Annotated in this window: 25 protein-coding genes; 9 read left to right on the top strand and 16 right to left on the bottom strand. The window is 69.4% G+C overall.

Translation table 11 applies throughout. From position 1 onward, the window contains the following. The first annotated feature begins 290 nt into the window (after nt 1-290). Nucleotides 291-458 carry a 50S ribosomal protein L33 gene (rpmG, locus tag IEW15_RS14610; protein WP_188579178.1) on the top strand — a complete coding sequence of 56 codons (168 nt, stop codon included), beginning with the start codon at nt 291-293 and terminating at the stop codon, nt 456-458. Nucleotides 459-643: 185 nt separating this feature from the next. On the opposite strand, the gene IEW15_RS14605 is transcribed toward rpmG, so the two are convergent. After that, on the bottom strand, nt 644-2,020 hold the full coding sequence (locus tag IEW15_RS14605) for a PleD family two-component system response regulator (protein ID WP_188579176.1): 1,377 nt from the start codon (nt 2,018-2,020) through the stop codon (nt 644-646). Nucleotides 2,021-2,026: 6 nt separating this feature from the next. Beyond that, entirely contained in the window at nt 2,027-2,392 is a 366-nt protein-coding gene (locus IEW15_RS14600; protein WP_188579173.1) for a response regulator, read from the bottom strand. A gap of 222 nt (nt 2,393-2,614) precedes the next feature. Here IEW15_RS14600 and IEW15_RS14595 point away from each other — a divergent pair, with 222 nt between their 5' ends. Together IEW15_RS14595 and IEW15_RS14590 are read left to right on the top strand one after the other, a co-directional pair. Then, complete coding sequence (locus tag IEW15_RS14595) at nt 2,615-3,769, top strand: ROK family protein (protein ID WP_188579171.1); 1,155 nt, start codon at nt 2,615-2,617, stop codon at nt 3,767-3,769. A 166-nt stretch (nt 3,770-3,935) separates the two neighbouring features. Next, nucleotides 3,936-5,219 carry a DNA polymerase IV gene (locus IEW15_RS14590; RefSeq protein WP_229708121.1) on the top strand — a complete coding sequence of 428 codons (1,284 nt, stop codon included), beginning with the start codon at nt 3,936-3,938 and terminating at the stop codon, nt 5,217-5,219. Nucleotides 5,220-5,323: 104 nt separating this feature from the next. Here the strand turns inward: IEW15_RS14590 and IEW15_RS14585 are convergent, their stop codons facing one another. From IEW15_RS14585 to IEW15_RS14535, 11 genes are all read right to left on the bottom strand, one after another. After that, on the bottom strand, nt 5,324-6,223 hold the full coding sequence (locus IEW15_RS14585) for an isocitrate lyase/PEP mutase family protein (protein ID WP_188579169.1): 900 nt from the start codon (nt 6,221-6,223) through the stop codon (nt 5,324-5,326). A 107-nt stretch (nt 6,224-6,330) separates the two neighbouring features. After that, complete coding sequence (gene arsB, locus IEW15_RS14580) at nt 6,331-7,395, bottom strand: ACR3 family arsenite efflux transporter (protein ID WP_188579167.1); 1,065 nt, start codon at nt 7,393-7,395, stop codon at nt 6,331-6,333. Next, nucleotides 7,392-8,693: an organoarsenical effux MFS transporter ArsJ gene (gene arsJ / locus IEW15_RS14575; protein WP_188579165.1), complete on the bottom strand. Its 1,302-nt coding sequence runs from the start codon at nt 8,691-8,693 to the stop codon at nt 7,392-7,394. Before arsJ ends, arsB begins: the two co-directional genes overlap by 4 nt. Continuing rightward, a complete protein-coding gene (locus tag IEW15_RS14570; RefSeq protein WP_188579163.1) occupies nt 8,690-9,742 on the bottom strand; it encodes an ArsJ-associated glyceraldehyde-3-phosphate dehydrogenase in 1,053 nt (350 codons plus the stop codon). Before IEW15_RS14570 ends, arsJ begins: the two co-directional genes overlap by 4 nt. A 48-nt stretch (nt 9,743-9,790) precedes the next feature. Next, nucleotides 9,791-10,714 (bottom strand): metalloregulator ArsR/SmtB family transcription factor, encoded by a 924-nt coding sequence (locus IEW15_RS14565; RefSeq protein ID WP_188579161.1) that lies wholly within the window; start codon nt 10,712-10,714, stop codon nt 9,791-9,793. A gap of 74 nt (nt 10,715-10,788) precedes the next feature. Continuing rightward, on the bottom strand, nt 10,789-11,646 hold the full coding sequence (locus tag IEW15_RS14560; RefSeq protein WP_188579159.1) for a DUF2272 domain-containing protein: 858 nt from the start codon (nt 11,644-11,646) through the stop codon (nt 10,789-10,791). Between the two features lie 8 nt (nt 11,647-11,654). Next, on the bottom strand, nt 11,655-12,320 hold the full coding sequence (locus tag IEW15_RS14555) for a L,D-transpeptidase family protein (RefSeq protein WP_188579157.1): 666 nt from the start codon (nt 12,318-12,320) through the stop codon (nt 11,655-11,657). Nucleotides 12,321-12,483: 163 nt separating this feature from the next. After that, nucleotides 12,484-14,280 (bottom strand): M48 family metalloprotease, encoded by a 1,797-nt coding sequence (locus IEW15_RS14550; RefSeq protein ID WP_188579155.1) that lies wholly within the window; start codon nt 14,278-14,280, stop codon nt 12,484-12,486. Further along, the gene (locus IEW15_RS14545; protein ID WP_188579153.1) at nt 14,277-14,654 is read right to left on the bottom strand and encodes a hypothetical protein; all 378 of its coding nucleotides are present in this window, start codon (nt 14,652-14,654) and stop codon (nt 14,277-14,279) included. The genes IEW15_RS14550 and IEW15_RS14545 overlap by 4 nt, the downstream gene beginning before the upstream one ends. 82 nt (nt 14,655-14,736) lie before the next feature. Beyond that, the gene (locus IEW15_RS14540) at nt 14,737-15,546 is read right to left on the bottom strand and encodes a CHASE2 domain-containing protein (RefSeq protein ID WP_188579151.1); all 810 of its coding nucleotides are present in this window, start codon (nt 15,544-15,546) and stop codon (nt 14,737-14,739) included. Further along, a complete protein-coding gene (locus IEW15_RS14535; protein WP_188579149.1) occupies nt 15,504-16,838 on the bottom strand; it encodes a hypothetical protein in 1,335 nt (444 codons plus the stop codon). The genes IEW15_RS14540 and IEW15_RS14535 overlap by 43 nt, the downstream gene beginning before the upstream one ends. Nucleotides 16,839-16,927: 89 nt before the next feature. Here IEW15_RS14535 and IEW15_RS14530 point away from each other — a divergent pair, with 89 nt between their 5' ends. The 6 genes from IEW15_RS14530 (at nt 16,928) to IEW15_RS26765 (ending at nt 21,063) form a co-directional block, all read left to right on the top strand. After that, nucleotides 16,928-17,407 (top strand): group III truncated hemoglobin, encoded by a 480-nt coding sequence (locus IEW15_RS14530; protein ID WP_188579147.1) that lies wholly within the window; start codon nt 16,928-16,930, stop codon nt 17,405-17,407. A 169-nt stretch (nt 17,408-17,576) separates the two neighbouring features. Further along, complete coding sequence (locus tag IEW15_RS14525; protein ID WP_188579145.1) at nt 17,577-17,978, top strand: hypothetical protein; 402 nt, start codon at nt 17,577-17,579, stop codon at nt 17,976-17,978. A 275-nt stretch (nt 17,979-18,253) separates the two neighbouring features. Further along, the gene (locus IEW15_RS14520; RefSeq protein ID WP_188579143.1) at nt 18,254-19,222 is read left to right on the top strand and encodes a LysR family transcriptional regulator; all 969 of its coding nucleotides are present in this window, start codon (nt 18,254-18,256) and stop codon (nt 19,220-19,222) included. A gap of 35 nt (nt 19,223-19,257) precedes the next feature. Continuing rightward, on the top strand, nt 19,258-19,959 hold the full coding sequence (gene nthA, locus IEW15_RS14515) for a nitrile hydratase subunit alpha (protein WP_188579141.1): 702 nt from the start codon (nt 19,258-19,260) through the stop codon (nt 19,957-19,959). A 4-nt stretch (nt 19,960-19,963) separates the two neighbouring features. Further along, nucleotides 19,964-20,638 carry a nitrile hydratase subunit beta gene (nthB, locus tag IEW15_RS14510; RefSeq protein WP_188579139.1) on the top strand — a complete coding sequence of 225 codons (675 nt, stop codon included), beginning with the start codon at nt 19,964-19,966 and terminating at the stop codon, nt 20,636-20,638. After that, nucleotides 20,635-21,063, top strand: coding sequence for a nitrile hydratase accessory protein (locus IEW15_RS26765; protein WP_268237165.1), 429 nt, complete (start codon nt 20,635-20,637; stop codon nt 21,061-21,063). Before nthB ends, IEW15_RS26765 begins: the two co-directional genes overlap by 4 nt. A gap of 44 nt (nt 21,064-21,107) precedes the next feature. Here IEW15_RS26765 and IEW15_RS14500 read toward each other — a convergent pair whose 3' ends face one another. Genes IEW15_RS14500 through kdpC form a run of 3 tightly spaced genes read right to left on the bottom strand, consistent with a single transcriptional unit; the run spans nt 21,108 to nt 25,293 of the window. Next, nucleotides 21,108-21,824: a response regulator gene (locus tag IEW15_RS14500; RefSeq protein WP_188579137.1), complete on the bottom strand. Its 717-nt coding sequence runs from the start codon at nt 21,822-21,824 to the stop codon at nt 21,108-21,110. Beyond that, nucleotides 21,821-24,703 carry a sensor histidine kinase gene (locus IEW15_RS14495; RefSeq protein WP_188579135.1) on the bottom strand — a complete coding sequence of 961 codons (2,883 nt, stop codon included), beginning with the start codon at nt 24,701-24,703 and terminating at the stop codon, nt 21,821-21,823. The genes IEW15_RS14500 and IEW15_RS14495 overlap by 4 nt, the downstream gene beginning before the upstream one ends. After that, nucleotides 24,700-25,293 (bottom strand): potassium-transporting ATPase subunit KdpC, encoded by a 594-nt coding sequence (kdpC, locus tag IEW15_RS14490; protein WP_188579134.1) that lies wholly within the window; start codon nt 25,291-25,293, stop codon nt 24,700-24,702. Before kdpC ends, IEW15_RS14495 begins: the two co-directional genes overlap by 4 nt. Between the last annotated feature and the right edge of the window lie 2 nt (nt 25,294-25,295).

The raw sequence follows: 25,295 nt of genomic DNA, 5'->3' as shown, positions 1-25,295 counted from the left end.
CCCGATCAGCCGCAAGCGAAAACGGGCCGGATGGTCCGATGAATTCGCAAGGTCGATCATTGGGCAAATGCGATAGCCCTGGTGCGACTCCCGACTCCGCTTGACAAGCCCGCGCCCATGCATATGGTGCTCGTCTCTATGTCTGGCGCCGACGACACGGCGCTGCAACGTACACCCGCGCGATCCGGCCGCCAGCCGGTCGCCCGCCCCTTCACGGGGAGCGGTGGAGCGCAGGCGGCTTCGGTCGCAGGCCTCCGGGGCACACCGGATAGCGATACGAGGATTGAGCGATGGCCAAGCCCGCCACCGTGCAGATCAAGCTGGTCAGCTCCGAGGGGACCGGCTTCTTCTACGTGACCAAGAAGAACCCGCGCACGACCACCGAAAAGCTCCAGCTGCGGAAGTACGACCCGAAGCTCCGCAAGCACGTGATGTTCAAGGAAGCCAAGATCAAGTGATCCCGTGCGGCCCCGGCGCGCCAAACGGCGCCATCAGGGGCCGCGTCCACGGGATTGCCTGAACAGGCAGTCGGAACATGAAAAAAGGCCGCAAGCCCCTATAGGGCGCGCGGCCTTTTTCGTTGGCGCCAATCTCGCGGGCGGTCCACCCCGATCAGGTGGCTGTTCCGGCCCTGGTCAGGTGGCTATTCCGGCCGATCGAAAATGAAGCAGTCGCGGCCGGCGGCCTTGGCGCGGTACAACGCCTGGTCGGCGCGACGCAGCATGTCGTCGGGATCCTGATCGCTGGGTCGCAGTTGACTGCCGCCGATGCTGGCGGTGACGGTGACCTGATGGCCCTCGTCGTCGATCACGATCGGCTGGCCGGAAATCACCGAACGCACCCGCTCCGCCACTTCGTGGGCGGAACGCTGATCGCTGTCGGGCAGCACCATCACGAATTCCTCGCCGCCATAGCGGGCGACCAGATCGACACCGCGGACATGGCGGGTCATCCGGTCGGCCATCGCCTGCAGCACCCGGTCGCCGGCGTCGTGGCCATAGGTGTCGTTCAACTGCTTGAAGTGGTCGATGTCCAACATCAGCACCGCCAGCGGCCGCCCATCATGGCCGGCACGCACGAACATGCGTTGCAGATGGGCCGACAGATAGCGGCGGTTATACAGGCCGGTCAGCCCGTCGGTGGCGGCCAGCGCGATCGAGCGCTGATAATTCTGCCGCAACCGGTCCTGATAGCGCTTGCGCCGCACCTGGGTGCGCACACGCGCCACCAGCTCGTTCACGTCCAGCGGCATCATCAGATAGTCGTTCACGCCCAGATCCAGCGCCTTGGCCATGCGCTCGATGTCGTCATGCCCCACGATCACCAGGATCGGGGTCTGGCGGGTCTCGTCGATCGCGCGCATCTGGCTGCACAGGCGCAGCGGATCGAAGGTTTCGATCAGCATATTGACCACGATCAGGTCGAAACCCTCGGTGCGCGCCAGATCCAGCGCTTCCAGAGCGGTGCCGACGGCACTGACGCTGTGGGTCTTCTTCAACCGGTTGGCCAGGAAATCGCGCTCGATCTCGCTGTCGTCGACCACCAGCACACGGGCGCCATCGGCGCTTTCGTCCAGCGGCAAGGGTGCTGCGGCACCGACACCGAAATCCGAGATGGTCTGTTCGCGCAGACGCAATTCGTCGAGGATCATCTTCAGCCGGGTCAGCGACCGCACGCGCGCGAACAGCGCGGCATCGTTGATCGGTTTGGTCAGGAAGTCGTCGGCGCCGGCCTCCAGCGCCCGGACCCGTTCCACGCTGTCGCTCAGCGCCGTCACCATCACCACCGGAATATGGGCGGTGTCGGGATCACTTTTCAGCCGGCGGCAGACCTCGTAGCCATCCATGCCCGGCATCATGATGTCGAGCAGCACGATATCCGGCGGATGGACCTGGGCACGCAGCAGCGCTGCCTCGCCGTTCTGGGCCAGATCGACGTCGTAATACTCTGCCGTAAGCTTCGCTTCGAACAGCTTAAGGTTGGGCAAGAGGTCATCGACGACGAGAACGCGACCGGGCATAGCCCCTCAATCCAGAAACTTGCGCACTGTCTCGAGGAAAGGCGTCACAGAAATCGGCTTCGAGATATAGCCCTCACAGCCGGCATCCAGGATCTTCTCCTCGTCGCCCTTCATCGCGAAGGCCGTTACGGCAATAATCGGAATAGTCCGCAGCTCATCATCCGCCTTGATCCACTTCGTGACATCCAGTCCCGAAACCTCAGGCAGCTGAATATCCATCAGGATCAGATCTGGATGCTGCTCCCGCGCGATCTTCAGCGCCTCCATGCCGTCACGGGTCTGCAAAGTCACGTAGCCGTTCGCCTCAAGGAGGTCGTTGAACAGCTTCATGTTCAAGTCGTTGTCTTCGACGATCAGAACCGTCTTCGGCATGGCTTCTTCCGCCCCGCGCCTTCTAGAGGCTACATCGATCTCTGCAACGGTTCGACCTCACGTCGAACGGTCCGCGACCGGCGGCTCGCCTCGTACCGGCGCACGATGCCCGGTTCCGATGACCGCAGCAATCATTTTGTGGCGAACCGTCAGGCGGTGCAACATCATGCGTGGTCGATCGTCCATTTGTATCATGCGAACAAGGCGAGGCCCGCAGCCGACATGACCACCGCCGCCCCCCGGCCTTCGGCCCCGGCACGCCCCCGGCCTTCGGCCCCGGCACGACCGGATGACAGCCACCCGACAACTGCCCGCCCGGCGGCACCGGCGCCGGTGCTGCTGGGCATCGACCTTGGCGGCACCAAAATCGCCGGCATCGCCATCGACCGCCTGAGCGGCCGCACATTGGCACACATGCGCGTTCCCACCCCCCGTGACGATTACGCCGGCACCCTGGCGGCGATCGGCGATCTGGCGACGCGGCTGGAGCAGGCGGCCAGGATCGCGCCGACCGGTATCGCGCAGACCGGTATCGCGCCGACCGGTATCGCGCCAACCGGCATGCTGCCGATCGGCATCGGCATTCCGGGCGCGATCAGCCCCAAGACCGGACTGGTGAAGAATGCCAACTCGCTGTGGCTGAACGACAGGCCGCTGGATCGCGACCTGGCGGCGGCATCGGGTCGGGCGGTGCGCCTGGCGAACGATGCCAACTGCCTGGCCGTGTCTGAAGCGAGCGACGGTGCTGCCGCCGGCGCCGGGGTGGTGTTCGCGGTGATCCTGGGCACCGGGGTCGGCGGCGGCATTGCCATTCAGGGGCGGGTCCATCATGGCGCCGACGCGATCGCCGGTGAATGGGGCCATGTCCCGATGCCCTGGGCGCAGCCCTGGAGCCGCACCGCCGGCGCAGCGCTGCCGCCCGATGCCGACCGTGTTCCGGAACTGCCCGGCCCCGCCTGTTACTGTGGTCGCAGCGGCTGCATCGAAACCCTGCTCTCCGGCCCGGGCCTGGCCGGCGATGCCGCGCGCCTGCGCGGGCAGGACGAGGCATCGGCCCTGGCCTGCCGCAGCGCCGAGGCGGTGATCGCGGATGCGCGCCAGGGCGACGAGATGGCGATCGCGGCGATCATGCGCTGGCGCCATCGCCTGGGCCGGGCCTTCGCGATGGTCATCAATCTTCTGGACCCGGATGCGATCGTGATCGGCGGCGGGCTGTCGCAGGTGCCGGAACTGATGGACGCGATCACCTGCGATCCCACGCCGCTGATCGGCCCTTGGCTGTTCTCGGACCGGGTCCGCACCCCCGTGGTCGTCGCCCGCCATGGCGACGACAGCGGCGTGCGCGGCGCGGCGCGGCTGTGGGACGTGGCCCGCTGAGGGAGGTGACCCGCTGAGAGAGGTGACCCGCTGAGGCCGGCGCAACCCGCTGGACAACCGGGCCGGGCAGTGAGAACATGAAGGGAACATTCCTCTGCCCCGCCAGCAGCCCGGTGTCCCGCCAGAAACCCGGCGCGGGCAGTCTCTCTGGTCCGGACGTCGCGCCATGAGCCACGACAGCAGCCTGCCCGGTGACGATGCCATGCCGGCGGCCGTGGATGGCTGGCTGTGCCGGTCGTGCGGCAACACCGATCCGCCGCCCGGGTCTGCGCAAGGTTGCCCGGCCTCCGCAGCGGCACAGCGCTGCCCGGCATGCGGCTCGGCACGGGTGATCGCCCATCCCGAGCTGCACCGGCTGGCGATCGCGCATGTCGATTGCGACGCCTTCTATGCCTCGGTTGAAAAGCGCGACCGGCCGGAGCTGATCGACAAGCCGCTGATCGTGGGCGGCGGTCATCGCGGCGTGGTCGCGACCTGCTGCTATCTGGCGCGGATGAAGGGCGTGCGTTCGGCGATGCCGATGTTCAAGGCGCTGGAGCTGTGCCCGGATGCCGTGGTGCTGAAGCCCGACATGGCCCGGTATCACGAGGCCGGCATGAAAATCCGCCGGCTGATGCGCGCGCTGACCCCGCTGGTCGAGCCACTGTCGATCGACGAGGCCTATCTGGACCTCGGCATCGCCGCCGCCACCGTCGCCGATGGCGGCGCCAGCCCCGCGCAACGGCTGGCGGCGCTGGCCCGACGCGTGGAGCGCGAGGTGGGGGTGACGGTGTCTGTGGGGCTGGGCCCCAACAAATTCCTGGCCAAGCTGGCCTCGGAACTCGACAAGCCGCGCGGCTTCGCCGTGATCGGCGCGGCCGAGGCTGCGGCCTTCCTGGCCGACAAGCCGGTGCGGATGCTGTGGGGGGTGGGCCCGGCCTTCACCCGCAGGCTCGCCACCGACGGCATCACCCGCATCGGCCAGTTGCAGAGCCTGGGGCCGCAGGCGCTGGCGCAGCGCTATGGCCGCATCGGCGCACAGATCGCAGGCTTTGCCGCCGGTCTGGACCCGCGCCGGGTGACGCCCTGGCGGCCGACCAAGAGCGTGTCGGCCGAAACCACCCTGGCCCGCGACGAGCGCGATGCCGGCCGGCTGACCGCCTTGCTGCCGCCGCTGGCCGAGCGCGTGGCCGCAAGGCTGGCCAAGGGCGGGCTGGTCGCCGAAGGCGTGGTGCTGAAGCTGAAGACCGCCGATTTCACCACCCTGACCCGCAGCCGGCGGCTGCGGGCCGCCAGCGATCAGGCCGCCCCGCTGATCGATGCGGCAAGCGATCTGCTGGCGCTGGAACTGCGCGATGGCGGTGTCAGTGGCCGCGGCACCGCCTTCCGGCTGATCGGCCTGGGCGCCCATCCGGTGCGCGACCGCGCAGGCGACCCGTCAGTGCCAGACCTGTTCGCACAGGTATCCTGACCTGTTCGCACAGGTGTCCTGACAACAGGTGTCCTGGCATTGAACAAGGCGATACGGGCCGGCTGGTGTCGCCGTCACACCTCGGCCCATCACACCTCGGCCCGTCACACCGCGGGCCGCGACGCCATGACGCGGGCGGCCTGATCCAGATAGGCCTGTTCCCGCGCCCTGACATCGGGCAGACCGACCAGGTCGTTGAAGCCCTTGAAATCGAGCATCCGGTCGGCGAAGCCGGTGGTGATGCCGTCGCGGCGCAGGGTGGCGAACAGGTCGCGCGCCGCCCGGGCCACCGCATAGGTCAGCGCCACCGGATGGGTGACCACGGCATAGCCGATCTCGTGCAACTCGGCCGCGGTCAGCATGGGGGTCATGCCGCCCTCGATGTTGTTGGCCAGCAGCGGCGCCTTCACCGCGGCGCAGATCCGGCGCATCTGCTCCACCGTCTCCGGCGCCTCGACGAACACCATGTCGGCACCCAGTTCGCGATAGAGACAGGCGCGATCGATGGCCGCATCCAGCCCCTCGGTCGCCAGCGCATCGGTGCGGGCCATGATCACCAGATCGCCGTCGCGTCGCGCATCCAGCGCCGCCTGAAGCTTGGCGACCATGTCCTGGACCGGCACCACCGCCTTGCCGGCCATATGGCCGCAGCGCTTGGGAAACACCTGATCCTCGATGAACAGCCCCGCGACCCCCGCCTGTTCATAGGCGCGCACCGCCCGGCGGACATTGGTGACATTGCCGAAGCCGGTATCGGCATCGGCGAATACCGGCACGTCCACCGCATCGCAGATCCGGGCATAGTGATCGGCCAGTTCACGCATCGACAATTGCGAGGTGTCGGGCTCGCCGATCAGGGCGGCGGTCGAGGCATAGCCACCGCAGGTGATGGCCTCGAAACCGGCCTCGGCCGCGATCCGTGCGGTCAGCGCATCCTGGACACCGGGCATTTCCAGAATCTCGGGCGCCTCAACCAAGGCGCGAAAACGGGTGGTGCGACGCATGGGGACAGCCGATCCGATGTGATGAAGCCGGGGTGTCCCATCGGTATACCGCAAACCCCGTGGTCGCGGCCAGTCCTGGCGGCGCGCACCAGGGATCAGAGCATGGATCAGGCCGTCGCGGCCGGAAACCAGTGCCGGGTGCGGCGGGCGAAGGCCACCAGCGACAGCATCACCGGCACCTCGACCAGAACGCCGACCACGGTTGCGAGCACGGCGCCGCTGTCGATGCCGAACAGGCCGATCGCCACCGCCACCGCCAGTTCGAAGAAATTCGAGGTGCCGATCAGCGCCGCCGGCGCCGCCACCGAGAACGGCAGCTTCATCACCCGCGCCGCCAGATAGGCCAGGGCGAAGATGCCATAGGATTGCACCAGCAGCGGCACCGCCACCAGCACCACGCCCAACGGCCGGTCCAGCACCCGCTGGCCCTGAAACGCGAACAACAGGGCCACGGTCAGGATCAGCGCGCCCGCACCCCAGGGCTTCAGCCGGTGCGACAGATCGTCGAGCGCGCGCTGTCCGCCACCGCCTGACCGCAGCATCCGCGCCCGCACCAGCATGGCGGCCGCGAACGGGATCACCACGAACAGCAGCACCGACAGCAGCAGCGTGTCCCAGGGCACGAACACCTCGGCCACGCCCAGCAGCAGGGCGGCCAGCGGCGCGAAGGCCAGGATCATCACCAGGTCATTGATGCCCACCTGCGCCAGGGTGAAGGCGCCATCGCCATCCACCAGCCGCGACCAGACGAAGACCATCGCCGTGCATGGCGCCACCCCCAGCAGGATCATGCCGGCGATATAGGCCCGGGCATCCTGCGGATCGACCAGATCCGCGAACACATGCTCGAAGAACAGGATGCCGAGCGCCGCCATGGTGAAGGGCTTGATCAGCCAGTTGACCACCAGGGTCAGCACCAGCCCGGCGGGGCGGCGGCCGGCATCCAGCACCGCGCGCGGCGCGATGCCCAGCATCATCGGGAAGATCATCGCCCAGACCAGTACCGCGACCGGCAGGTTGATCCGCGCGATCTCGGCCCCGGCCAGCGCGCCTGTCGCCTGCGGGAACGCCGCACCAAGCGCGATGCCGGCCGCGATCGCCAGCGCCACCCACAGGGTCAGGTGGCGTTCGAAGCGGCTGATCGGCGACATGGCGGGCGTATGGTCGGTCATTCGGGCAGATCCTGAAGCGGTGCCGTGGGATCGGCGGCGGGCGGCACCGGCAGCGCCAGCGCGATCAGAAAGGAGAGTGCTACCATCACCGCCGAGCCCGCCAGACACAAGGCCAGACCGCCGGCCGCGAACAGCAGCCCCGAGGCCAGCGTGCCCACCAGCCGTCCCATGGCATTGGCCATGTAATAGAAGCCGACATTCAGCGCGATCCGGTCGCCTTCCGCATAGGCCAGAATCAGATAGGAATGCACGGCCGAATTGATCGCGAACACCACGCCGAAGGCCAGCAGCCCGCCAACCACGATCCAGGCCGCCATGTCCAGCGTGGGATCGCCGGCAAGTGCCGCCGCCATCGCCGCCGGAATCACGGCAAGCACCGCCGCCCAGATCCGTGCGGCATCGCGGGCCACGGGATCACCCACAGCCGGATCGCCTGCGACCGGCGCCCCACGCCGACGAACCAGCGCCGGCGCCGACGCCTGAACGATGCCATAGCCGATGGTCCAGACCGCCATGAAGCCGCCGGTACGCGCGAAGCTCCAGCCCAACCCGTCATGCAGGAACACCGGCAGCCCGACCACGAACCAGACATCGCGGGCCCCGAACAGGAACAGCCGGGCCGCCGACAGCAGGTTGACCGCCGGATTGCGGGCGAAGATGCCACGGAACGGCGCCTTGCGCGCCCGTCCGCCCAGCCCCGCGGGCACGGCGACGAGCGCCGCCATAAGCACCACGCCAAGACCCGCCGCCATCACGACCAACCCGCCCTGAAAGCCCAGCCCGCCCAGCAGGGCGCCGCCCAGGAAGAAGCCCACGCCCTTCAGCGCGTTCTTCGACCCGGTGAGCAGCGCCACCCAACGGAACAACAACCCGCCGCCGGATGCGGGATCATCCGGGACCACGGCCTTGATCGCGCTCTTGGCGCTCATCTTGGTCAGATCCTTGGCGATGCCGGCCAATCCTTGCGCCAGCACCGCCCAGATCACCCCGGCCTCACGCCCCCAGGCCGGATCGAGCGACGCCAGCATCAGCAGCGCGCCGATCTGAAGCGCCAGCCCCGACCACAGCGTGGCCCGCAGGCCGAACCGCGTGGCGACCCAGCCACCGACCAGATTGGTGACCACGCCACAGGCTTCATAGAGCACGAACAGCAGGGCGAGTTCGACCGGGCTGTAGCCGAGGGCGTTGAAATGCAGCAGCACCAGCATGCGCAGCGCGCCGTCGGTCAGCGTGAAGCCCCAATAGGCGCCGGTGACGGCGGCATAGGCCCGGACACCCGCGCGCGCGGCGGCGGTCATGTCGCCGACACCTGCATATGCCCGGCCATCCGCGCCGCCAGATCGATCATCCGGGTCGCATAGCCCATCTCATTGTCATACCAGGCATAGATCTTCACCTGGGTGCCGGCGATGACCCGGGTCGACAGCCCGTCGACGATCGCCGAGCGGGTGTCGCCGCGATAATCCACCGACACCAGCGGCCGCATCTCGAAGCCGAGGATGCCGGCGAGCGACCTGGATGCGGCGGCCGCGAACAGATCGTTCACCTCGGTCACCGAGGTCTCGCGCGCCATTTCGAACACCGCATCGGTGAGCGAGGCGTTGAGCAGCGGCACCCGCACGGCGATGCCGTCGAGCCGACCCTGAAGATCGGGAAAGATCAGGCCGATCGCGGTCGCCGAGCCGGTGCTGGTCGGGATCAGCGAGGTGAGCGCCGAGCGCGCGCGGCGCAGATCCTTGTGCGGCGCATCGATCAGGGTCTGGGTATTGGTGACGTCGTGGACGGTGGTGATGCTGCCATGGCGGATGCCGATCGCCTCGTGCAGCACCTTCACCACCGGTGCCAGGCAATTGGTCGTGCAGGACGCCGCCGTCACCACCGGCGTCGGCTCCTGCCCCATCCAGTCGCCCAGCAGGTGGTCATTCACCCCCACCACCAGATTGAGCGCACCGGCCTTGACCGGCGCCGCCACCAGCACGGCGCGGGCGCCGGCGGTGATATGGCCGTCGAGGCTCGCCCGGTCCTTGAACCGGCCCGATGCCTCGATGACCAGATCGATGCCCGCCGCCGCCCAGTCGCAGGCATCCGGGGTCGCGGCCTCCGTGACCGCGATCCGGCTGCCATTGACGGTCATGCTGGTCGCGGCCGCGCTGATATCGGCCCGCATCCGACCATGGACACTGTCGAATTCCAGCAGATGGGCGGCGGTCGCGGCCGGGCAATGCGGATCGTTGATCATCACCAGATCGAGGTCGGCAGCGCGTGCCGCCCCGTGATCGCCGCTCAGCAGCCCGCGGGCGACCAGACGGCCGATGCGGCCGAAGCCGTTGATCGCAACGCGGGTCATGGGGCTGGTCTCCGTCGGTTTCAGGTGTCTGGTTGCAGGCGGCTGGCCTCAGGCGGCCGCCGTGCGGCCGATATCATCGATGCTCTTCTGCAGGGCCAGCCGGTCCAACGCCGTGATCGACAGATTGGCGAAGATGCCGATCCGGGTGTTGAGCATGCGGAAGGCTTCAGCCACCGCCAGCACCCGCTCGGCCGGGGTGCCGGACGCATCGGCCGGGTCGGGCACGCCCCAATGGGCGGTCATCGGCTGGCCCGGCCAGACCGGGCAGGTCTCGCGGGCATGGTCGCAGACGGTGAAGACGAAATCGAATTTCGGCGCACCCTCGGCCTGGTATTCGTCCCAATTCTTCGAACGCAGGCCCTCGGTGGGAATGCGTGACCGCTCCAGCAGCGTCAGCGCCAGCGGATCGGGCTGGCCAGCCGGGTTGCTGCCGGCGCTGAAGGCGCGGAAGCGGCCGCGACCCAGATGGTTCAACAGCGCTTCGGCCATGATGCTGCGCACGGCATTGCCGGTGCACAGGAACAGCACGTTGTAGACACGGCCGCGATCCAGGGTCGCAGCGGGCTGGGCGGCGGCGGCAGGCTGGGGGGTGTCGGTCATCTGAGCCTCGATCGGCAGACGGGGTGCGGCTGGTGCCGCGAGCGGACCGCATGCGGCCCCCACCTGCAAATCCGCGCAGACATCAGGGTGGCCGCCACAGCAATCGGCGATCAGGAAACCGATCAATGCCCGCGCCCCGCCGGTTTCGGCCCGATAGATCAACTGCCGGCCCTGGCGTTCAACGGTCACCAGCCCTGCCCGCTCAAGCTCTTTCAGATGAGCTGAGAGCGTCGAGGGCACGACCCCCAGACAGACCGCGATCGCACCCGCGGCCAGCCCGTCGGGCTCCGCGCGCATCAGCAGGCGGAACACGGCGAGGCGGGTCTCGTTGGCGAGCGCCTGAAACATCCGGGTGGCGGCAACGGCTTCCATGTTTCGACAATACCCGAAATAACGAATGATTCAACGACAGGCTGATGACGGTTCCATGAAATCCGGTTCGGCCGTCACCGGTCGATGGCGGCCAGGGTCACGAACCAGTGCGGCGTGCCCGTCACCGGCACCGGTCGGCCCAGCGGGTCGGCGGGAAACAGGCTCATCGCCACCCGGTCGCGGACATTGCCGCCGATGGCGGCAATGGTGCCCGGCGCCACCCGCACCACCAGATCGCAATGCATGCCGCGGGGCCGGGTGTCCCAGCCGCTCTGCCGGGCGGCGATCACCTCGGCGGCGCGATCCTCCCAGCGGTCGAGTTCGGGCGCGCCATCGCTGCGGCCGCGATCGGCGCACAGCAGATCACCGGGCCGCAGGGCGGTGGCCATGGGTTCCGCCGGCACGAAGCGGGCGGTCGGGTCGTCGGGCGTGCGGATCGCCCGGAAGATCACATGGTCGACATAATCCAGATGCCGCGAGGCCGGCGGCAGATCGGCCGGCGACACCCCGGCGGCACAGGCGACATAGGAAATGAACGCCGCCGACCACGGCGACAGTTCGGGCACGTCGGATGCCCCCATCTTCAGGCCGTGATCATCCGCCGCCGCGCGCCAGTAGAGCTGCAGCCGGGCGCGCACCCGGCTGTCGGTCTCGTCAAGCCCGGCCGGATTGAGCGACGGTGCGCCGCCGCGGAAATCGACCACCGGCTGGCCGAAGGCCCGCCATTCGGCCTCGGCCGCCGCCACCATCGCCGGCACCATGGCGCCGGCCGGCGGCTGAGGCGCGCAGGCTAGCGGCGCCGCGCGCGGCGCATCGGCGCCCGGCATGCCACCGGCGCAGGCCGACAGCAGCAGCGCCGCCGCCAGGGTCGCGGCGGCGCCCCGGCCCACCCGCCGCCACGGCTGTTCGGGCTCGGCAGTCATCATCGCCATCCGCCCGGTCAGCCGCGCATCTCGATCGGGAACGGCATGCGGCCGTTATAGGAAATCATCTCGCGGATCTCGTCGATCTCCTGATTGGTCACCGCCAGACAGCCCAGGGTCCAGCTACGGTCGCCGCGGGCATGGATCGATGTCCAGGGCGTATCGCCGGTGCCGTGCAGACCGATGGCGCCGCCAAGCGGCACCTGCTGCCCCAACTGCCGGGCACGCTCGCGATCCTCGGCATTGGGATAGTCGATCGGGATGAACCAGCGGAAGCCATCACCCGACGGCCGGCCCGGCGGCATCATGTGATATCGGCCCTCAGGGGTCAGCGCATCGCCCTCGCGGCGCTTGGGCCCGGCACCGCCACGGCCGATCGCCACCGAATAGCGCGCCACCTCGTGTTCGCCGCCATAGAAGACCAGCGTGCGCTCCAGCTTGAACAGCACCGCCCGATCGGCGAAATACGGCCCCGCCACGACCTCGGGCGTCGCCGCCACGTCAGGTACCGGCTCAGGGGCCGGCGGCATCACCGCCACCGGCCCCGGCCGGAAGCGCGGCTGGCAGCCGGCAAGCAGGGTCGTTGCTGCCGCCACCCCGCCCAGTCCGATGCGCAGCAGGCCCCGCCGGGACGGGTGGCGTGGTGCTGCGGGATCACGAGGCGGGGTATCGTCAGGCGCCATGGACTGCTCCGTTGTGGCAGAAAGCCGGCCCGTCCGGCGCCATATCGCGACGCAACCACCGGGCCGCCCACAGGATGAGGGCGCGGCACCGCACACGGCAAGTGTTTCCGTGTTGCGCCGCGCCGAATGGCACCCCCCCGCACCGGCGGTCAGTTGGAACGGTCTACCGGCCCGCGGACAGGCTGTTGATGATGTCGCCGGCGACCGTCGGCTCCGTCTTCAGATCCTCTTCCGACACATTTTCACCCGCCGCCGCCCGGCAGATGAACCGGATATCCGGCAGATAGACACTCATGCAGCGCTGCAGGGGCTCGTCGAAGGGCTGTTCGGCATCGCGCAGCGCCGCGATCCGCAAGGGCAGCAGCCGGGGCGGATATTTGGCCCGGGCCTCGCCTTCGGCGATCCGGTCCAGCGCCGCCTGAGGCCGGCGCTCGATCAGATCCAGACGGGCCAGGGATTCGAACGGCATCAACCCCGCCTGAGGCATCGCCACCGCCCGTTCATAGGCCTGGCGCGCCGCACGGTTGTTGCCGGTGGCGACATGGGCCTGCCCGGCGATGGTCAGCAGGAACGGATCACGCACCCGGTCGATGCGCCCCAGAGCCTTCAGGAAGCCACGATAATCGACATCGGCATCCGCATCCGATGCGCCCGACAGGCTGGGCATCAACCCGAAGGCACGGGTGTAGAGTCTCATCTCGCGCTGGATGTCCTTGCGCGCCAGAAGCCGGGCCAGCGGATCGGGCCGTTTATCCTCGGTCTTCTTTGTCAGCAGGGCGCGCGCGCCACCCGATGCGGCCGCGTCCCCCCGCAGGGATGCCAGCCGCTGTGAATAGTCCACAGCCAGCTCCCTGCGCGCCTCGATCGGCGGATGATCATCGGTGAAGAAAAGGAACACCGACTTGCCGACCGACATGGCGATGTCGCCGAACATGTCGGTCGTCGCCGCCTTGTCGACCGCCCCGACCTCTGCCATCTCGGTGCCGCTCTGGCGGATCTGGGCCGCCGCGGCATCAGCCGCGGCCGCTTCCAGATCCTGTTTTTCAACCGCGAGCCCTGAGAGCATGGCCACCATGTCGCCGGCATGCGGGCCGCCCGGCGGCAGGGCCGCCAGAAGATCCTGCGCCAGCAGATCGGCCTGCAATTCCTCGGCCTGATTCCAGGTGCTGCCGATCACCCGGTCGACATACTGGCGATAGATGCCCGACGGCCGCCGCAGGCGCTTTTCATCCGCCTCGACAGATCGTCCATCGCGCGCGGATGACTGCCGCTGACCCACCATCGAACCCGCGACGGCCTCGGCCCGGCCACCACCGACGAAGGCCGCCATGTCACCAAGCGTCGTCAGGCTGGCGACGGTGCGGTCGCGGTTCGAGTCGCCGTCATTATGCGACAGCAGGATATGGCCCAGTTCATGCGCCAGCATGGCGGTGACGATGGGATCCGTGGCACGCGCCTGATCGAGCAGCAGCCCCATCGGCACCACCAGCCGCCGGCCGGGCATGGCTGAGGGCTCGCTGTTGGTGCTGGCACTCAACACCACCTCGACCGCCGGCCGATGCTCCGCGGGCCAGCCCTGCAAGAGCAGATCGACCCGGTCCTGAAGATAGGTCTGCACGTCGGGAAAACTGGTCGCCGCCTCGACATCCAGCGTGCCCTGCACGCGTCGGCTGCGCTGGCCTGGACCATAGAGCGAGGTATAGGAAATCTGGTCAGGGGTCGGCGCATAGGCGAAATCGAGCGGCTGAGCCGCAGTCGCCCGCGGCATCAGCGCGGTGACCTCGTCGCTGTCGATATAGCGGCCGTCGAAGCGGGCGAGCGACGGCTCGCCGGTCACCATCGCGCGGACATCGGACATCGCGCCACCGACAGCCTTCTTGACCTCCTCCGTGCACCCGGCCAGCAGCCAGCAGGCGGCGGCCAGGGCGGTGATCCGGCAGGCAATGCGTGGCGCCATCATCCCGCACCTCCCGCATTGCACAGGCCCAGCCCCTGGCTGCCGGTCGACCGTTGCGGCCCGCTGCCATCCATCTGCCGGACGTTCTGCGACAATTGAACGTCGGCGCGCGGGATCTCCAGGTAATTCCGTCCGTCGGGGGAGACGGTGACATAGTCATCATCCACCTTGATGATGAACAGATCGATCGACGCGGCCAGCAGATCCTCGCGGGTGATGCGTTCGCTGTCGGTGGTGCCGGCGACGCGCACCGTCGTGGTCGGCGCCAGCACATCGGTGATCCGCATCGGATCGGCGCATTGCCGGCTTGCCATCGCCGGCATCTGCGGCAGCAGTGCGGCCACGATCGTGGCTGCAAGAGTGACTGACTTGATCATCACGGGCCTCCCCTCCCTGTTTCAGATCTCGATCGTGTTCAGACCCCGATCTTTCCGGTACCACTCCTGCCATCCGACCGGGTCACGCGTCCTCCGGATCGGGTCTGGTGAGCTGGTGCCATTCCCGGCGGATGAAATAGCCTGCGGTCAGTCCGCTGACCGAGACGACGCCGATCCAGTTGAGCGGTGCCTCGCGGCAGACCGCCATCAGCAGCCAGACCGACAGGGCAGCCAGCCCGGCCATGACCACCCAGGCCAGACTGTGCTTGATCATCCGCATCGCCAGCGTGTCGCCCGCCCGGCGGCCACGATAGATCCGGAAGCCGAAATACAACGACAGGCAGCCCAGCAGCACCTCATAGCCGCGACCCGGGATGGCGCAGACATCGGTGGCCGTGGCCGGCCAGCGCCATTCCGGCTTCAGCACCCGCAGATAGCGCGCACCGTCATCGATCAGGCTGCGCAGGGCGGCCGCGTGGACATACACCCCCGGCATTGCGACCATGTCATCGATCGCATGCAGATCGGCCGAAGCGGTGGCCCGGCCGATCATCACCACCCGGTCCTCGATCATCCGCCGGAGGTCGCCGGTCACGTCGGGCGTGGCGCCGCCGAAGGCCGTGAACGCCACCAGATCGCCCAGCCGGATGCCGGGAATGCCGGGGCAGAGCAATTGCCGGGCGGGATCGGACGGCTCGACCACCCGCGGCGGAATCCGGGGCCTGCCCGCCATCCGGCTGGCTGGCGTGAACAGCGTATCGACCGTCCGATAGCCCGCGACGGCCTTGTCGATCCATGTCATCGGCCAGGCCGGCGGCGCCGGCGTCCGACGCGGCCCCCAGTCCGGTGTCACCGCATCCGCCGCGATGGCGATCGCGTCGCGGATCTCCATCGGCACGCCCCGCCCATGACGGGCGCCACGCCGCGCGAGGGCGGCATAGGCGCCGCTGTCAGGGTGGGGGTCCGCACCGTCGGCAGCTTGAACAGGCTGCCGAGAGCCGTGTGTGCGGTCCTCTTCCCGCCCGCCCCGCCGTGATAGCGCCGCACCAGCCGGTAATCGACCGGCAGGCTCGACGATGGCAGGGCAACGCAGGCACCCGATGCCGGATCGGACCGTCTGCCGACGGTCTGGATGGTGGCGCTCTGGTCCATATACAGCGGCCAGGTCACCTGGATCGGCGCCGCCCGGCCGGGATCGTCCCAGCCCATGGCCCCAACCACCTGCCGCCGGCAATCGGTGCGTGCTGAGGCGCGTGTCAGCGCGCCGCAGCGATGATGGACATAGCCCCAGGCGGCCGGCCCCAGATCATGCAGACCCAAGGGCGCACGGTCCCAGATGCTATGCCCCGTATCCTGGACCGGCTGGCCGCAGGGGCGATCCAGCAGCGGTTCCGCCGGCGGGCCCCAGCAACCGCCGCCGGCCGTGGCGGCGCCGGCGGCGCTGCGCCTCAACGGCAGGCCCGGACCATCGGGAAAGCTGATCGGCACCGCCGGAACGCCGATCCGGCCCGGCCCGGTGATGGTCGAGGCACCGGTGGGGCCGATGACATCGGCGCCCCGGAACAGATCGACGATCGCGGCCGAGGGCAGGGCCTGTTCGCTCCGCTCCCCGACCACCGGACAGCCGACCGAGACCGGGATCGGATAGACCACCTCACCAGCCGATGCCGGCGGACACAGCCGCGCCGCCGTATCGGCGAAGCGCCGCATCGCCGAGCTGACCCGGCCATACGGCAGGCGGGCGAAGCGCGCCTCCATGTCGACGGTGAAATAGGCATCGATGAAGATCGCGCGCGGCCGGAAGCCTGCCAGACCAGTCAGCAACACCGTCCATTCGTCATAGGTCAGCGGCCAGGAGGTCGGCCAGCCATCCACGTTCAGCCGCACGCCATCAGGGTCGGCATCGACGGCGATGACAACCACGTCCTTCTGACCGATGATCCGGGAACCCGTTCCGTCCGGCCGTGGCACCGTCATGAAGGGGCGCGCGACCCGCAGCACCAGATCCTGCGACCGCTGCGCGCTCGCCGCCTTCAGCCCGACCGGATCGTCCAGGCCGGCCAGGGTCATCAGCATCACGGCCAGAAACAGCCCCAGCGGCAGCATATAGCTCCAGCGGCGGCCATGCCTGCGCGGCCGCCGGATCGCCGAAGCTGCCTGGTCTGTATGGGGTTGGCGGCACATGGCACGTGTATTCCCTGTCGTCACCCACTACTGAGACGATAGATCAATCATCCGGCACATGACAACAGTGTCCACTTCGGAACGTTATGATGATGCAACATGTATCGCCACCCCGCCCTGCCCGGCGCCACCCCGCGCACCAGCCGGTCGATGCACCGACAATCGACCGGCTGGTCGGGCATTTCTACGACGCAGCGCGCGAGGATGCGCTGCTCGGTCCGGTGTTCCGGCGGGTCGACGAGGCGGATTGGCCGGCGCATATCGCGCGTGTGGCCGCCTTCTGGCGCTCAGTTCTGCTGCATGATGGCACCTATAAGGGCAACCCTATGCGCACGCATGCCGAGATGCCCGAACTGACGGCCGCCCATTTCGATCGCTGGCTGGCGATGTGGCGCACAGCCGCCGTGCGCAGTTGCCCGCCGGTTGCCGCCATGCTGGTGATCGACAAGGCCGAGCGGATGGCGGCGGCGCTGATCGCGGCCCACCCCACGGCCAGCCGTTCGGACAGCGCCCGTCCGGACAGCGCCACGCTATCAGGTGGCGAGGCCCCGGACGGCACAACCGCATGACGACACACTGGCTGAAAAAAATGCTGTCAGGACCGATAGTTCGGCCGCCGCCGACACGATAGGGGGTTGGCAAGCCGCGACATTTTCGCACACACTCACCACGCATCCAGTTGCACGCCGGACCGGACGCTTCGTCCCGCCCGCCGTGCCGATACCGGAGATCGCCGATATGTCCGCCCTGATCGCCGCCGCCTCGACCGTTCGCACCACCACTGCCACCGTGACCGCCGCGACCCGCATCGCCGCCGGCACCACCCTGGCCGTCGTGACCGTGACGACCGTGCAGGCCGCCCGCCATCAGGGCCGCTATCGCAATTGGCAGACCGACGACCGGTTCAATCAGAACTGGTTTGGCGGCTGGCAGGCCGACCACGCCGACGGTGGCTCGATTTCGCGCCGCCAGGCCGACCTCGACGGTCGCAGCGGCAAAGGCGACAAGGCCGAGGCCGCTGGTAAGCGCCCGGGTGGTGCCGCGATGCACCGACACCGCGCCGCCACCCCGACCGCCACGGCCGGCGCCGTCCCGCCGCCGCGGTCCGTCCGTCTCGACGCCATACCCCTCGCCGCCTGATCGGCGGGGCCGGTTCAGCGCCCCACCTCCGACCGTCATCACAGACCGCCATCGACCCGGCATTCGCCGCGGGCCGCTGGTTCCTGCATCCGTTGAACGGCCTTTGACTGCCGCTTCACCGGACATAGGGGACCGGCCACGGATGGTGCGCACGAGGCCAGCCGGCCGATCCTTGGCATGCCCGCCAGATCGGCTGACGCCACCCGCCGTGCCGCACCGCATCCCGGCCCCGCAGATGCCCGCCGGTCGACGCCAATAACCGGAGTGTTCTGGTCATGTCACGTCGTCGCCTGCCGCCCCTGGGTGCCCTTCACGCCTTCGAGGCCGCCGCCCGCCATCAGAGTTTCGCCCGCGCCGCCGAGGAATTGCACCTCACTGACGGCGCGATCAGCCACCGCATCCGGGATCTGGAAGACCGGCTGGGGGTGAGGCTGTTCCGCCGGCTGCACCGCAAGGTGGTGCTGACCGAGCATGGCCGGCGGCTGTTCGCCACATCGCGTGAGATGTTCGACCTGCTGGCCCGGGGTCTGGGCGAGTTGGAGGGCGTGCCGTCGGAACCGGTGCGGATCGCCGTGCCCGCGGTTTTCGCCACCCGCTGGCTGCTGCCCCGCCTGGACGAACTGGAAGCCGCGGTGCCGGGCATCGAGCCGCATCTGATGATGGAAGGCGCCGGCGGCCCCGACAGCGATGCCGTGCCGCCCGACCTGATCGTGCGGATCGGCGCCCGGCCACGCGGGGTCGACGGGGTCGACCGGCTGGCCGGTGACATGCTGGTGCCGGTGGCCGCCCCGGTCTATCTGGCCCGGGTGGGCCGGCCTGCGGCCCCTGAGGCCCTGACCCGCTATCGGCTGCTGCGCGGCCCGGAAGATGCCTGGACAAGCTGGTTCCGCAGCGCCGGCATCGCCCGCGCCACGCCGCCGCGCGGGCCGGTGCTGGGCGATCACGACCACCTGCTGGGCGCCGCCATTGCCGGCCACGGCGTGGCGCTTGCCCCGACCCGGCTGGTTGCCGCCGATATCGCCGCCGGCCGGCTGGCGCGGCTATTCGCCACCGCCGTGCCCTGGCCCGATGCCTATTGGCTGATCCGGGGCGAGGCGGCGGCCGACCGGCCGGATATCGACCGGGTCGCCGCCTGGCTTGGCATGGCGATGGCCGAGGTCGACAGCGGCCTTGTCACCCGGACACCGCCGATGATCGCGAGCGGCGACTTGCACCGCATACCGGAGCGGCCTACCGTCGATTGATCCAACTGTTGCAGCCGCCGCCAGAGAGGTGCCCGATGACCGGTCATGATCATGACCATGATGATCACCATCACGACCATGGCCACGACCACAGCCATGACCACGGCCATGTGCATGGAGACGCCCACACCGCGCCGCCCTCGCCGATGGCGGCGCGGGTGAAGGCGATCGAGGCGCTGGCGGTGGCCAAGGGGCTGGTCGATCCGGCGACGCTGGATCTGATCATCGACACCTACGAGACCAGGGTCGGTCCGCGCAACGGCGCCCGCGTCGTCGCCCGCGCCTGGACCGACCCGGCCTACAAGGCGCGGCTGCTGGCCGATGCCACCGCCGCCATCGCCGAGCTTGGCTATACCGGCCGCCAGGGCGAGGATATGGTGGCGCTGGAGAACACAGGCCAGGTGCACAACATGGTCGTGTGCACGCTGTGCTCCTGCTATCCGTGGACGGTGCTGGGGCTGCCGCCGGTCTGGTACAAATCGGCACCCTATCGCTCGCGCGCCGTTCTGGACCCGCGCGGGGTGCTGGCCGAATTCGGCTGCACGCTCGGCGACGACGTCGAGGTCAGGGTCTGGGACAGCACGGCGGAGCTGCGCTATCTGGTGCTGCCGGAACGCCCCGCCGGCACCGATGACTGGACCGAGGATCAACTGGCCGGCATCGTCACCCGCGACGCGATGATCGGGGTGTCGCGGATCGCGCCACAGGCGGGCGCGCCGGCCATGGCGGAGGGTTGATGCCATGAACGGTGCACAGGATCTGGGCGGCATGATGGGCTTCGGCCCGATCGGCATCGAAGCCGACGAGCCGATGTTTCACGCAGCCTGGGAAGCCCGGGCGCTGGCGGTGACGCTGGCGGTGGGCTTCCTGGGCCGCTGGTCGATCGACGAGGCCCGCCATGCCCGGGAAAGCCTGCCGCCGCCGGTCTATCTGACCAGCAGCTATTACGAGATCTGGACCCGCGGGCTGGAAACGCTGATACGCCGCCACGGGCTGGCAACCAGCGCTGAACTTGAAACGGGGCAGCCGGATCCGGCAGCACCGGCCCTGCCCGCCGACCTGAAGCCGGCCCCCGGACCTGATGCCGCCGCCGCGATTCTGGCGCGCGGTTCCTCGGCGCGACGCGCCGATGCCCGCCCGCCCCGCTTCACGATCGGCGACCGGGTGCGGGTGCGCGACATCAACACTCCGGCCCATACCCGGGCACCGCGCTATGTCCGTGGCCGGGTTGGCGAAATCGTCCGGCTGCATGGCGGTTTCGTCTTCCCCGATACCGGCGCCTCGGGTGCCGGCGAGCAGCCCCAGGCCTGCTATGCCGTGCGCTTCGCGGCCCGCGACCTGTGGGGCGAAACGGCGCATCCCAGGGATTGCGTCCATGCCGATCTCTGGGATGATCATCTGGAGCCGGCCGCATGACCAGCACCACCACGCCCGGCCCGTCCGGCCGGACAATGCCGCGCCCGATCACCGTCGTGCCCGCCGGCGCCGCCCTTCCAACTGAACCCGGCACCCCCGACAATACCGCCCATAGCGCCCCCTGCCCGCCCCCGGCCGCGCTGACCGGTCCGGAGCATCAACCCCCCGCCGCCCGCCGGCCGATCCTGATGGGCCAGCCCGCCGATGCCGACGGTCCGGTGTTCCGCGAACCCTGGGAAGCGCAGGCCTTCGCGCTGGCCGTGGCGCTGAATCAGGCGGGTTTGTTCACCTGGAGCGAATGGGCCGCGACCATTTCGGCCCGCATCGTCACCGCCCAGCTTGGCGGCGACCCGGATACCGGCGCCACCTATTACCATCACTGGCTGGCGGCGCTGGAAGATATCGGCCGCGCGAAGGGTCTGTGAGCGCCTGAAACGACGGTCGCAACGGCCAGAGGGGGTTGATGGTATCAACCCCCATCCAGCCGGTAACCGACGCCGGGTTCGTTGATGATCAGCCGCGGATCGGACGGGTCGTCACCCAGTTTCTGGCGCAGATGACCGACATAGATCCTGAGGTAATGGGTATCGGCCTCATGCGCCGGCCCCCACACCGCGCGCAACAACTGGCCATGGGTCATCATCCGGCCGCGATTGCGTGCCAGCGTGCACAGCAGATCGTATTCGCGGCGGCTGAGCTTCACCGGCTGGCCATCCAGCGTCACCAGATGGGCCGGCTGATCGATGGTGATCCGGCCGATCCGGATCAGCGGTTCGGCTTCGGCCTGCGGGCCGTCGCCGATCCGCTGTGTTCCCGACTGGCCGCGCGCGCGCAGGGCGGCGCGGATCCGGGCGGTCAACTCGGCAATGCCGAATGGCTTGGTGACGTAATCATCGGCGCCACGATCCAGCGCCGCCACTTTCTCCGCCTCGTCGGCACGCACCGACAGCACCAGGATCGGCACCGCCGACCAGTCGCGGATCGCGGTGATCACGCTCAACCCGTCGGCATCAGGCAGGCCCAGATCCAGCACCACCAGCGCCGGCGATTGCAGGGCCGCCGCCTCGATCGCCGCTTGCGCGGTCGCGGCCTCGATCACCGTAAAGCCGCCGGCGCCCAGCGCGATGGTCAGGAAGCGCCGGATCTGCGGCTCGTCGTCGACGACCAGGATACGGGGGCCGGTCATGTGGTCGTCTCCGGATCTGCGCCATCGGGGTGATCGCCGGCTTCGCCCTCGCCCTTGTCCTCGCCCTCGTCAGGCGGCGGCGCGGGCGGCGCCGGCGCCGGCAGGCGGATGGTGATCGCGGTCCCCCGACCATCGGCGGTTGCGGGGCCGGCGGTGATCCGGCCGCCATGCGCCTCGACAAAGCCACGGCAGATCGCCAGCCCCAGCCCGGTTCCGGCCGGCTGGGCATCGCCCGCCCGCACCCGGTGGAACATGTCGAACACCGCCTCGCGATCGGCCGGCGGAATGCCCGGCCCGTCATCCTCGACTCTGATTTCGATCGGCCTGATGTCGATCGGCCTGATGTCGGCCCGCCCGATGTCGACCGGCGCGCCGCCGGCGGCCGCAACGAGCCCGGCCCGGATTGTGATCGCCCCGTCCGGCCCGCCATATTTGATCGCATTGTCGACCAGATTGACCAGCACCTGTTCGATCAGCGCGCCGTCGACATGCAGCAGCGGCAGATCGGGGGCGATCCGGGCCTCCAGCCGCCGCGCATCAGGCAGCCGACGCAGCCGCTGGCGCACCCGACCGACCAGATCGGCCAGATCCACCCAGTCGCGGCGCGGTTCCAGCGCACCATGGCCCAGCCGCGTCATGTCCAGCAGGTTCTGGACATAGGCATCCAGGCGGCGGGCCTCGTCATGCACGGTATCGGCCAGGTCGCCACGCTCGGCCGGGGTCAGGGCGCTGCCCAGCGTCTTCAGGCTGGATGCGGCACCGATGATCGACACCAGCGGCGTGCGCAGATCATGGCTGATCGACGACAGCAGCGCCGCGCGCAGGGCGTCGGTTTCGCCCTTCAGCTTCTCGGCCTCGATATCCGCCGCCAGATTGGTGCGGTCCACCGCCAGCGCCGCCTGATCCACCACCGCCTCCAGCAACTGGCGCTGATCGGGGCGCAGCGATCGTGGCCGCTGGCCACCGCTGAACGACACCCCCACCAGCCCCACGGGCCCGCGGGCCGCCTGCATCGGCACGAACAGCCAGTCGGATGCCGGCAGCGTGTCCGACGACCAGCCCGCCGGCCGGCCATGGCGCCAGGCCCATTCGGCGGCGGCACGGTTGGCCGAGGTCAACCGGTCTTCAGGCGGAAAGCCCGCGCCAATGCGCAAGCCGCCCTCGGCCTCCGCGTCGGGCAGCAGCAGCACCGCATCGCATTGCAGGGTGCGGGCGACATGCGACACCACCGCCCAGGCGACATCGTCGATATTGGCCGCGCCGGCGGCCTTGCGGGCGAAGTCGTACAGATTGCCCACCCGCCGCGCGGCCTGCCCCTCGGCCTGCACCCGCTCGCGCAGCCGCCCGGCCAGATTGCCGGTCAGGGTGGCCGCGATCAGGAAGAACACGATGGTCAGGATGTCCTCGGTGCGCGACATCGCCAGCGTGTGATAAGGGGCGGTGAAGAAGAAGTTATAGGCCACGAAACTGGCGATGCTGGCCGCAATCGACGGCCACAACCCGCCCCGGATCGCCACCACCAGCACCGCGATCAGGAACACCAGCGACAGATTGGGCAGGGGCAGCACGGTCTCGACCAGCGCCGCCACCGCCACCGCGCCGCCGACCGCCATACCCACCAGCCCCAGCTCCTGCGGCCCGAAGCTGGCGGGTGGTGCCGTTGCCTGCAGCCGGTCGTCACGGTCATCGCCGGCATCCGGGCCGGGGCCGGCCGCGATCACCGTCAGATCGAACCCGGCGGCCCGCCGCAGCAGGGCAGCACCCAGCCCGCCGCCGTGCAACCATTGCCGGACCCGCCGGCCGATCCCCGACCGGCCCGCCGCCCGCCCGACCAGGATGCGCGAGACATTGCGGTCGCGCGCCAGCGCCAGCAGATCCTCGACCATGCGCCGGCTGTGGGCCGGGCGCGGCAGCACCGCCACCTCGGCGCCCAGCCGCTCGGCAAGCCGCAGCGCGCGATTGGCGCGGTCGCGCGCGGCGTCGTCGGTGTCCTCGCCATGGGCGTGGCTGGTTTCCACATGGACCGCGATCCACGGCATGCGCGAGCGGTCGGCCATGCGGCGGGCGGCGCGCACCACGCTCTCAGCCTCGGCCCCCGGGCCCACGCAGACCATCAACCGCTCGCGCGCCGGCCATGGCCCCGGCACGGCATGGGCGCGCATATAGCGGATCATCTCGTCATCGACCCGCTCGGCCGCCGCGCGCAGCGCCAGTTCACGCAGGGCGGTGAGATTGCCCCGGCTGAAGAAATGCGCCACCGCCCGGCGCGCCTGATCGCCCAGATAGACCTTGCCGTCGCGCAGCCGCCGGATCAGGTCATCAGGCGGCAGGTCGATCAACTCGATCTCATCGGCCATGGCCAGCACGTCATCGGGCAGGGTCTCGCGCACCCGGATGCGGGTGATGCGCTGGACGATGTCGTTCAGGCTGTCGAGATGCTGGATGTTCAGGGTGGTCAGCACGTCGATGCCGGCATCGATCAGTTCGCGGACATCCTGATAGCGCTTCTCGTGGCGTGATCCGGGGATGTTGGTGTGGGCGAATTCGTCGACCAGCGCCAGGGCCGGGCGCCGCGCCAGCACCGCATCCAGATCCATTTCGCTGAACGGCCGGCCGCGATGGCTGATCATCCGTCGCGGCACCACCTCCAGCCCGCGCACCAGCGCCTCGGTCTCGGCCCGGCCATGACCCTCGACCACCGCCACCACCACGTCCACGCCCTCGCCCCGGCGGCGCTGCGCCTCCTCCAGCATCGCATAGGTCTTGCCCACGCCGGGGGCGGCGCCCAGAAACACCTTCAGCCGGCCGCGACGTGCGCGGCCGGCTTCATCGATCAAGGCATCGGGGGCCGGGCGGGCGGCCTCGGGATCGTGGCTCATGGTGCCGAGCGTGCCTTGGCTGGCGATGCCGCGTCCAGCGCCATGTTCAGGGCCAGAACGTTCACCCGCGCCTCGCCCAGCACGCCCAGGACCGGCGGCGTCACATGGGCCTCGACCAGCCGGGCGACCACGGCCGGTTCCAGCCCGCGGGCGGCGGCCACCCGCGCCACCTGCATCCGCGCCGCCGCAAGCGAGATGTCGGGATCGAGCCCCGAGCCCGATGCGGTGACCAGATCGGCGGGCAGCCCGGCGGCCGGTGCCGCGCCGCCATCCTGGCGCAGCGCCCGCACCCGCGCCGCGACGTCGTCGGCCAGCACGGCCGAGCTCGGCCCGAGATTGGAGGCGCCGCCAGGCAGCGCGCCATAATCGGTAGCCGATGGCCGGCCATGGATATAGCCCGGCCCGGTAAAGCGCTGCCCGACCAGCGCCGCGCCGATCACCCGGCCCTGATCGTCGACGACCGGCCGGCCACCGGCGGCATCGGGTGCCACCACGGCCGCAACCCCGGTCATCGCCAGCGGATAGGCGAGGCCCAGCAGCCCCGAGAACACCAGCAGCGGCACCGCCGCGCGGCGGATGCTACGGATCATGG

Source organism: Tistrella bauzanensis, from assembly GCF_014636235.1.
Taxonomy (GTDB): domain Bacteria; phylum Pseudomonadota; class Alphaproteobacteria; order Tistrellales; family Tistrellaceae; genus Tistrella; species Tistrella bauzanensis.
The sequence above is the reverse complement of the archived record's forward strand: the minus strand, read 5'-3'. Positions and strand labels throughout refer to the sequence as shown.

Coding starts and splice junctions, on each gene's coding strand:
- rpmG (WP_188579178.1), top strand. CDS start 291: ATGGCCAAGCCCGCCACCGTGCAGATCAAGCTGGTCAGCTCCGAGGGG.
- IEW15_RS14605 (WP_188579176.1), bottom strand. CDS start 2,020: ATGCCCGGTCGCGTTCTCGTCGTCGATGACCTCTTGCCCAACCTTAAG.
- IEW15_RS14600 (WP_188579173.1), bottom strand. CDS start 2,392: ATGCCGAAGACGGTTCTGATCGTCGAAGACAACGACTTGAACATGAAG.
- IEW15_RS14595 (WP_188579171.1), top strand. CDS start 2,615: ATGACCACCGCCGCCCCCCGGCCTTCGGCCCCGGCACGCCCCCGGCCT.
- IEW15_RS14590 (WP_229708121.1), top strand. CDS start 3,936: ATGAGCCACGACAGCAGCCTGCCCGGTGACGATGCCATGCCGGCGGCC.
- IEW15_RS14585 (WP_188579169.1), bottom strand. CDS start 6,223: ATGCGTCGCACCACCCGTTTTCGCGCCTTGGTTGAGGCGCCCGAGATT.
- arsB (WP_188579167.1), bottom strand. CDS start 7,395: ATGACCGACCATACGCCCGCCATGTCGCCGATCAGCCGCTTCGAACGC.
- arsJ (WP_188579165.1), bottom strand. CDS start 8,693: ATGACCGCCGCCGCGCGCGCGGGTGTCCGGGCCTATGCCGCCGTCACC.
- IEW15_RS14570 (WP_188579163.1), bottom strand. CDS start 9,742: ATGACCCGCGTTGCGATCAACGGCTTCGGCCGCATCGGCCGTCTGGTC.
- IEW15_RS14565 (WP_188579161.1), bottom strand. CDS start 10,714: ATGGAAGCCGTTGCCGCCACCCGGATGTTTCAGGCGCTCGCCAACGAG.
- IEW15_RS14560 (WP_188579159.1), bottom strand. CDS start 11,646: ATGGCGATGATGACTGCCGAGCCCGAACAGCCGTGGCGGCGGGTGGGC.
- IEW15_RS14555 (WP_188579157.1), bottom strand. CDS start 12,320: ATGGCGCCTGACGATACCCCGCCTCGTGATCCCGCAGCACCACGCCAC.
- IEW15_RS14550 (WP_188579155.1), bottom strand. CDS start 14,280: ATGATGGCGCCACGCATTGCCTGCCGGATCACCGCCCTGGCCGCCGCC.
- IEW15_RS14545 (WP_188579153.1), bottom strand. CDS start 14,654: ATGATCAAGTCAGTCACTCTTGCAGCCACGATCGTGGCCGCACTGCTG.
- IEW15_RS14540 (WP_188579151.1), bottom strand. CDS start 15,546: ATGGAGATCCGCGACGCGATCGCCATCGCGGCGGATGCGGTGACACCG.
- IEW15_RS14535 (WP_188579149.1), bottom strand. CDS start 16,838: ATGTGCCGCCAACCCCATACAGACCAGGCAGCTTCGGCGATCCGGCGG.
- IEW15_RS14530 (WP_188579147.1), top strand. CDS start 16,928: ATGATGCAACATGTATCGCCACCCCGCCCTGCCCGGCGCCACCCCGCG.
- IEW15_RS14525 (WP_188579145.1), top strand. CDS start 17,577: ATGTCCGCCCTGATCGCCGCCGCCTCGACCGTTCGCACCACCACTGCC.
- IEW15_RS14520 (WP_188579143.1), top strand. CDS start 18,254: ATGTCACGTCGTCGCCTGCCGCCCCTGGGTGCCCTTCACGCCTTCGAG.
- nthA (WP_188579141.1), top strand. CDS start 19,258: ATGACCGGTCATGATCATGACCATGATGATCACCATCACGACCATGGC.
- nthB (WP_188579139.1), top strand. CDS start 19,964: ATGAACGGTGCACAGGATCTGGGCGGCATGATGGGCTTCGGCCCGATC.
- IEW15_RS26765 (WP_268237165.1), top strand. CDS start 20,635: ATGACCAGCACCACCACGCCCGGCCCGTCCGGCCGGACAATGCCGCGC.
- IEW15_RS14500 (WP_188579137.1), bottom strand. CDS start 21,824: ATGACCGGCCCCCGTATCCTGGTCGTCGACGACGAGCCGCAGATCCGG.
- IEW15_RS14495 (WP_188579135.1), bottom strand. CDS start 24,703: ATGAGCCACGATCCCGAGGCCGCCCGCCCGGCCCCCGATGCCTTGATC.
- kdpC (WP_188579134.1), bottom strand. CDS start 25,293: ATGATCCGTAGCATCCGCCGCGCGGCGGTGCCGCTGCTGGTGTTCTCG.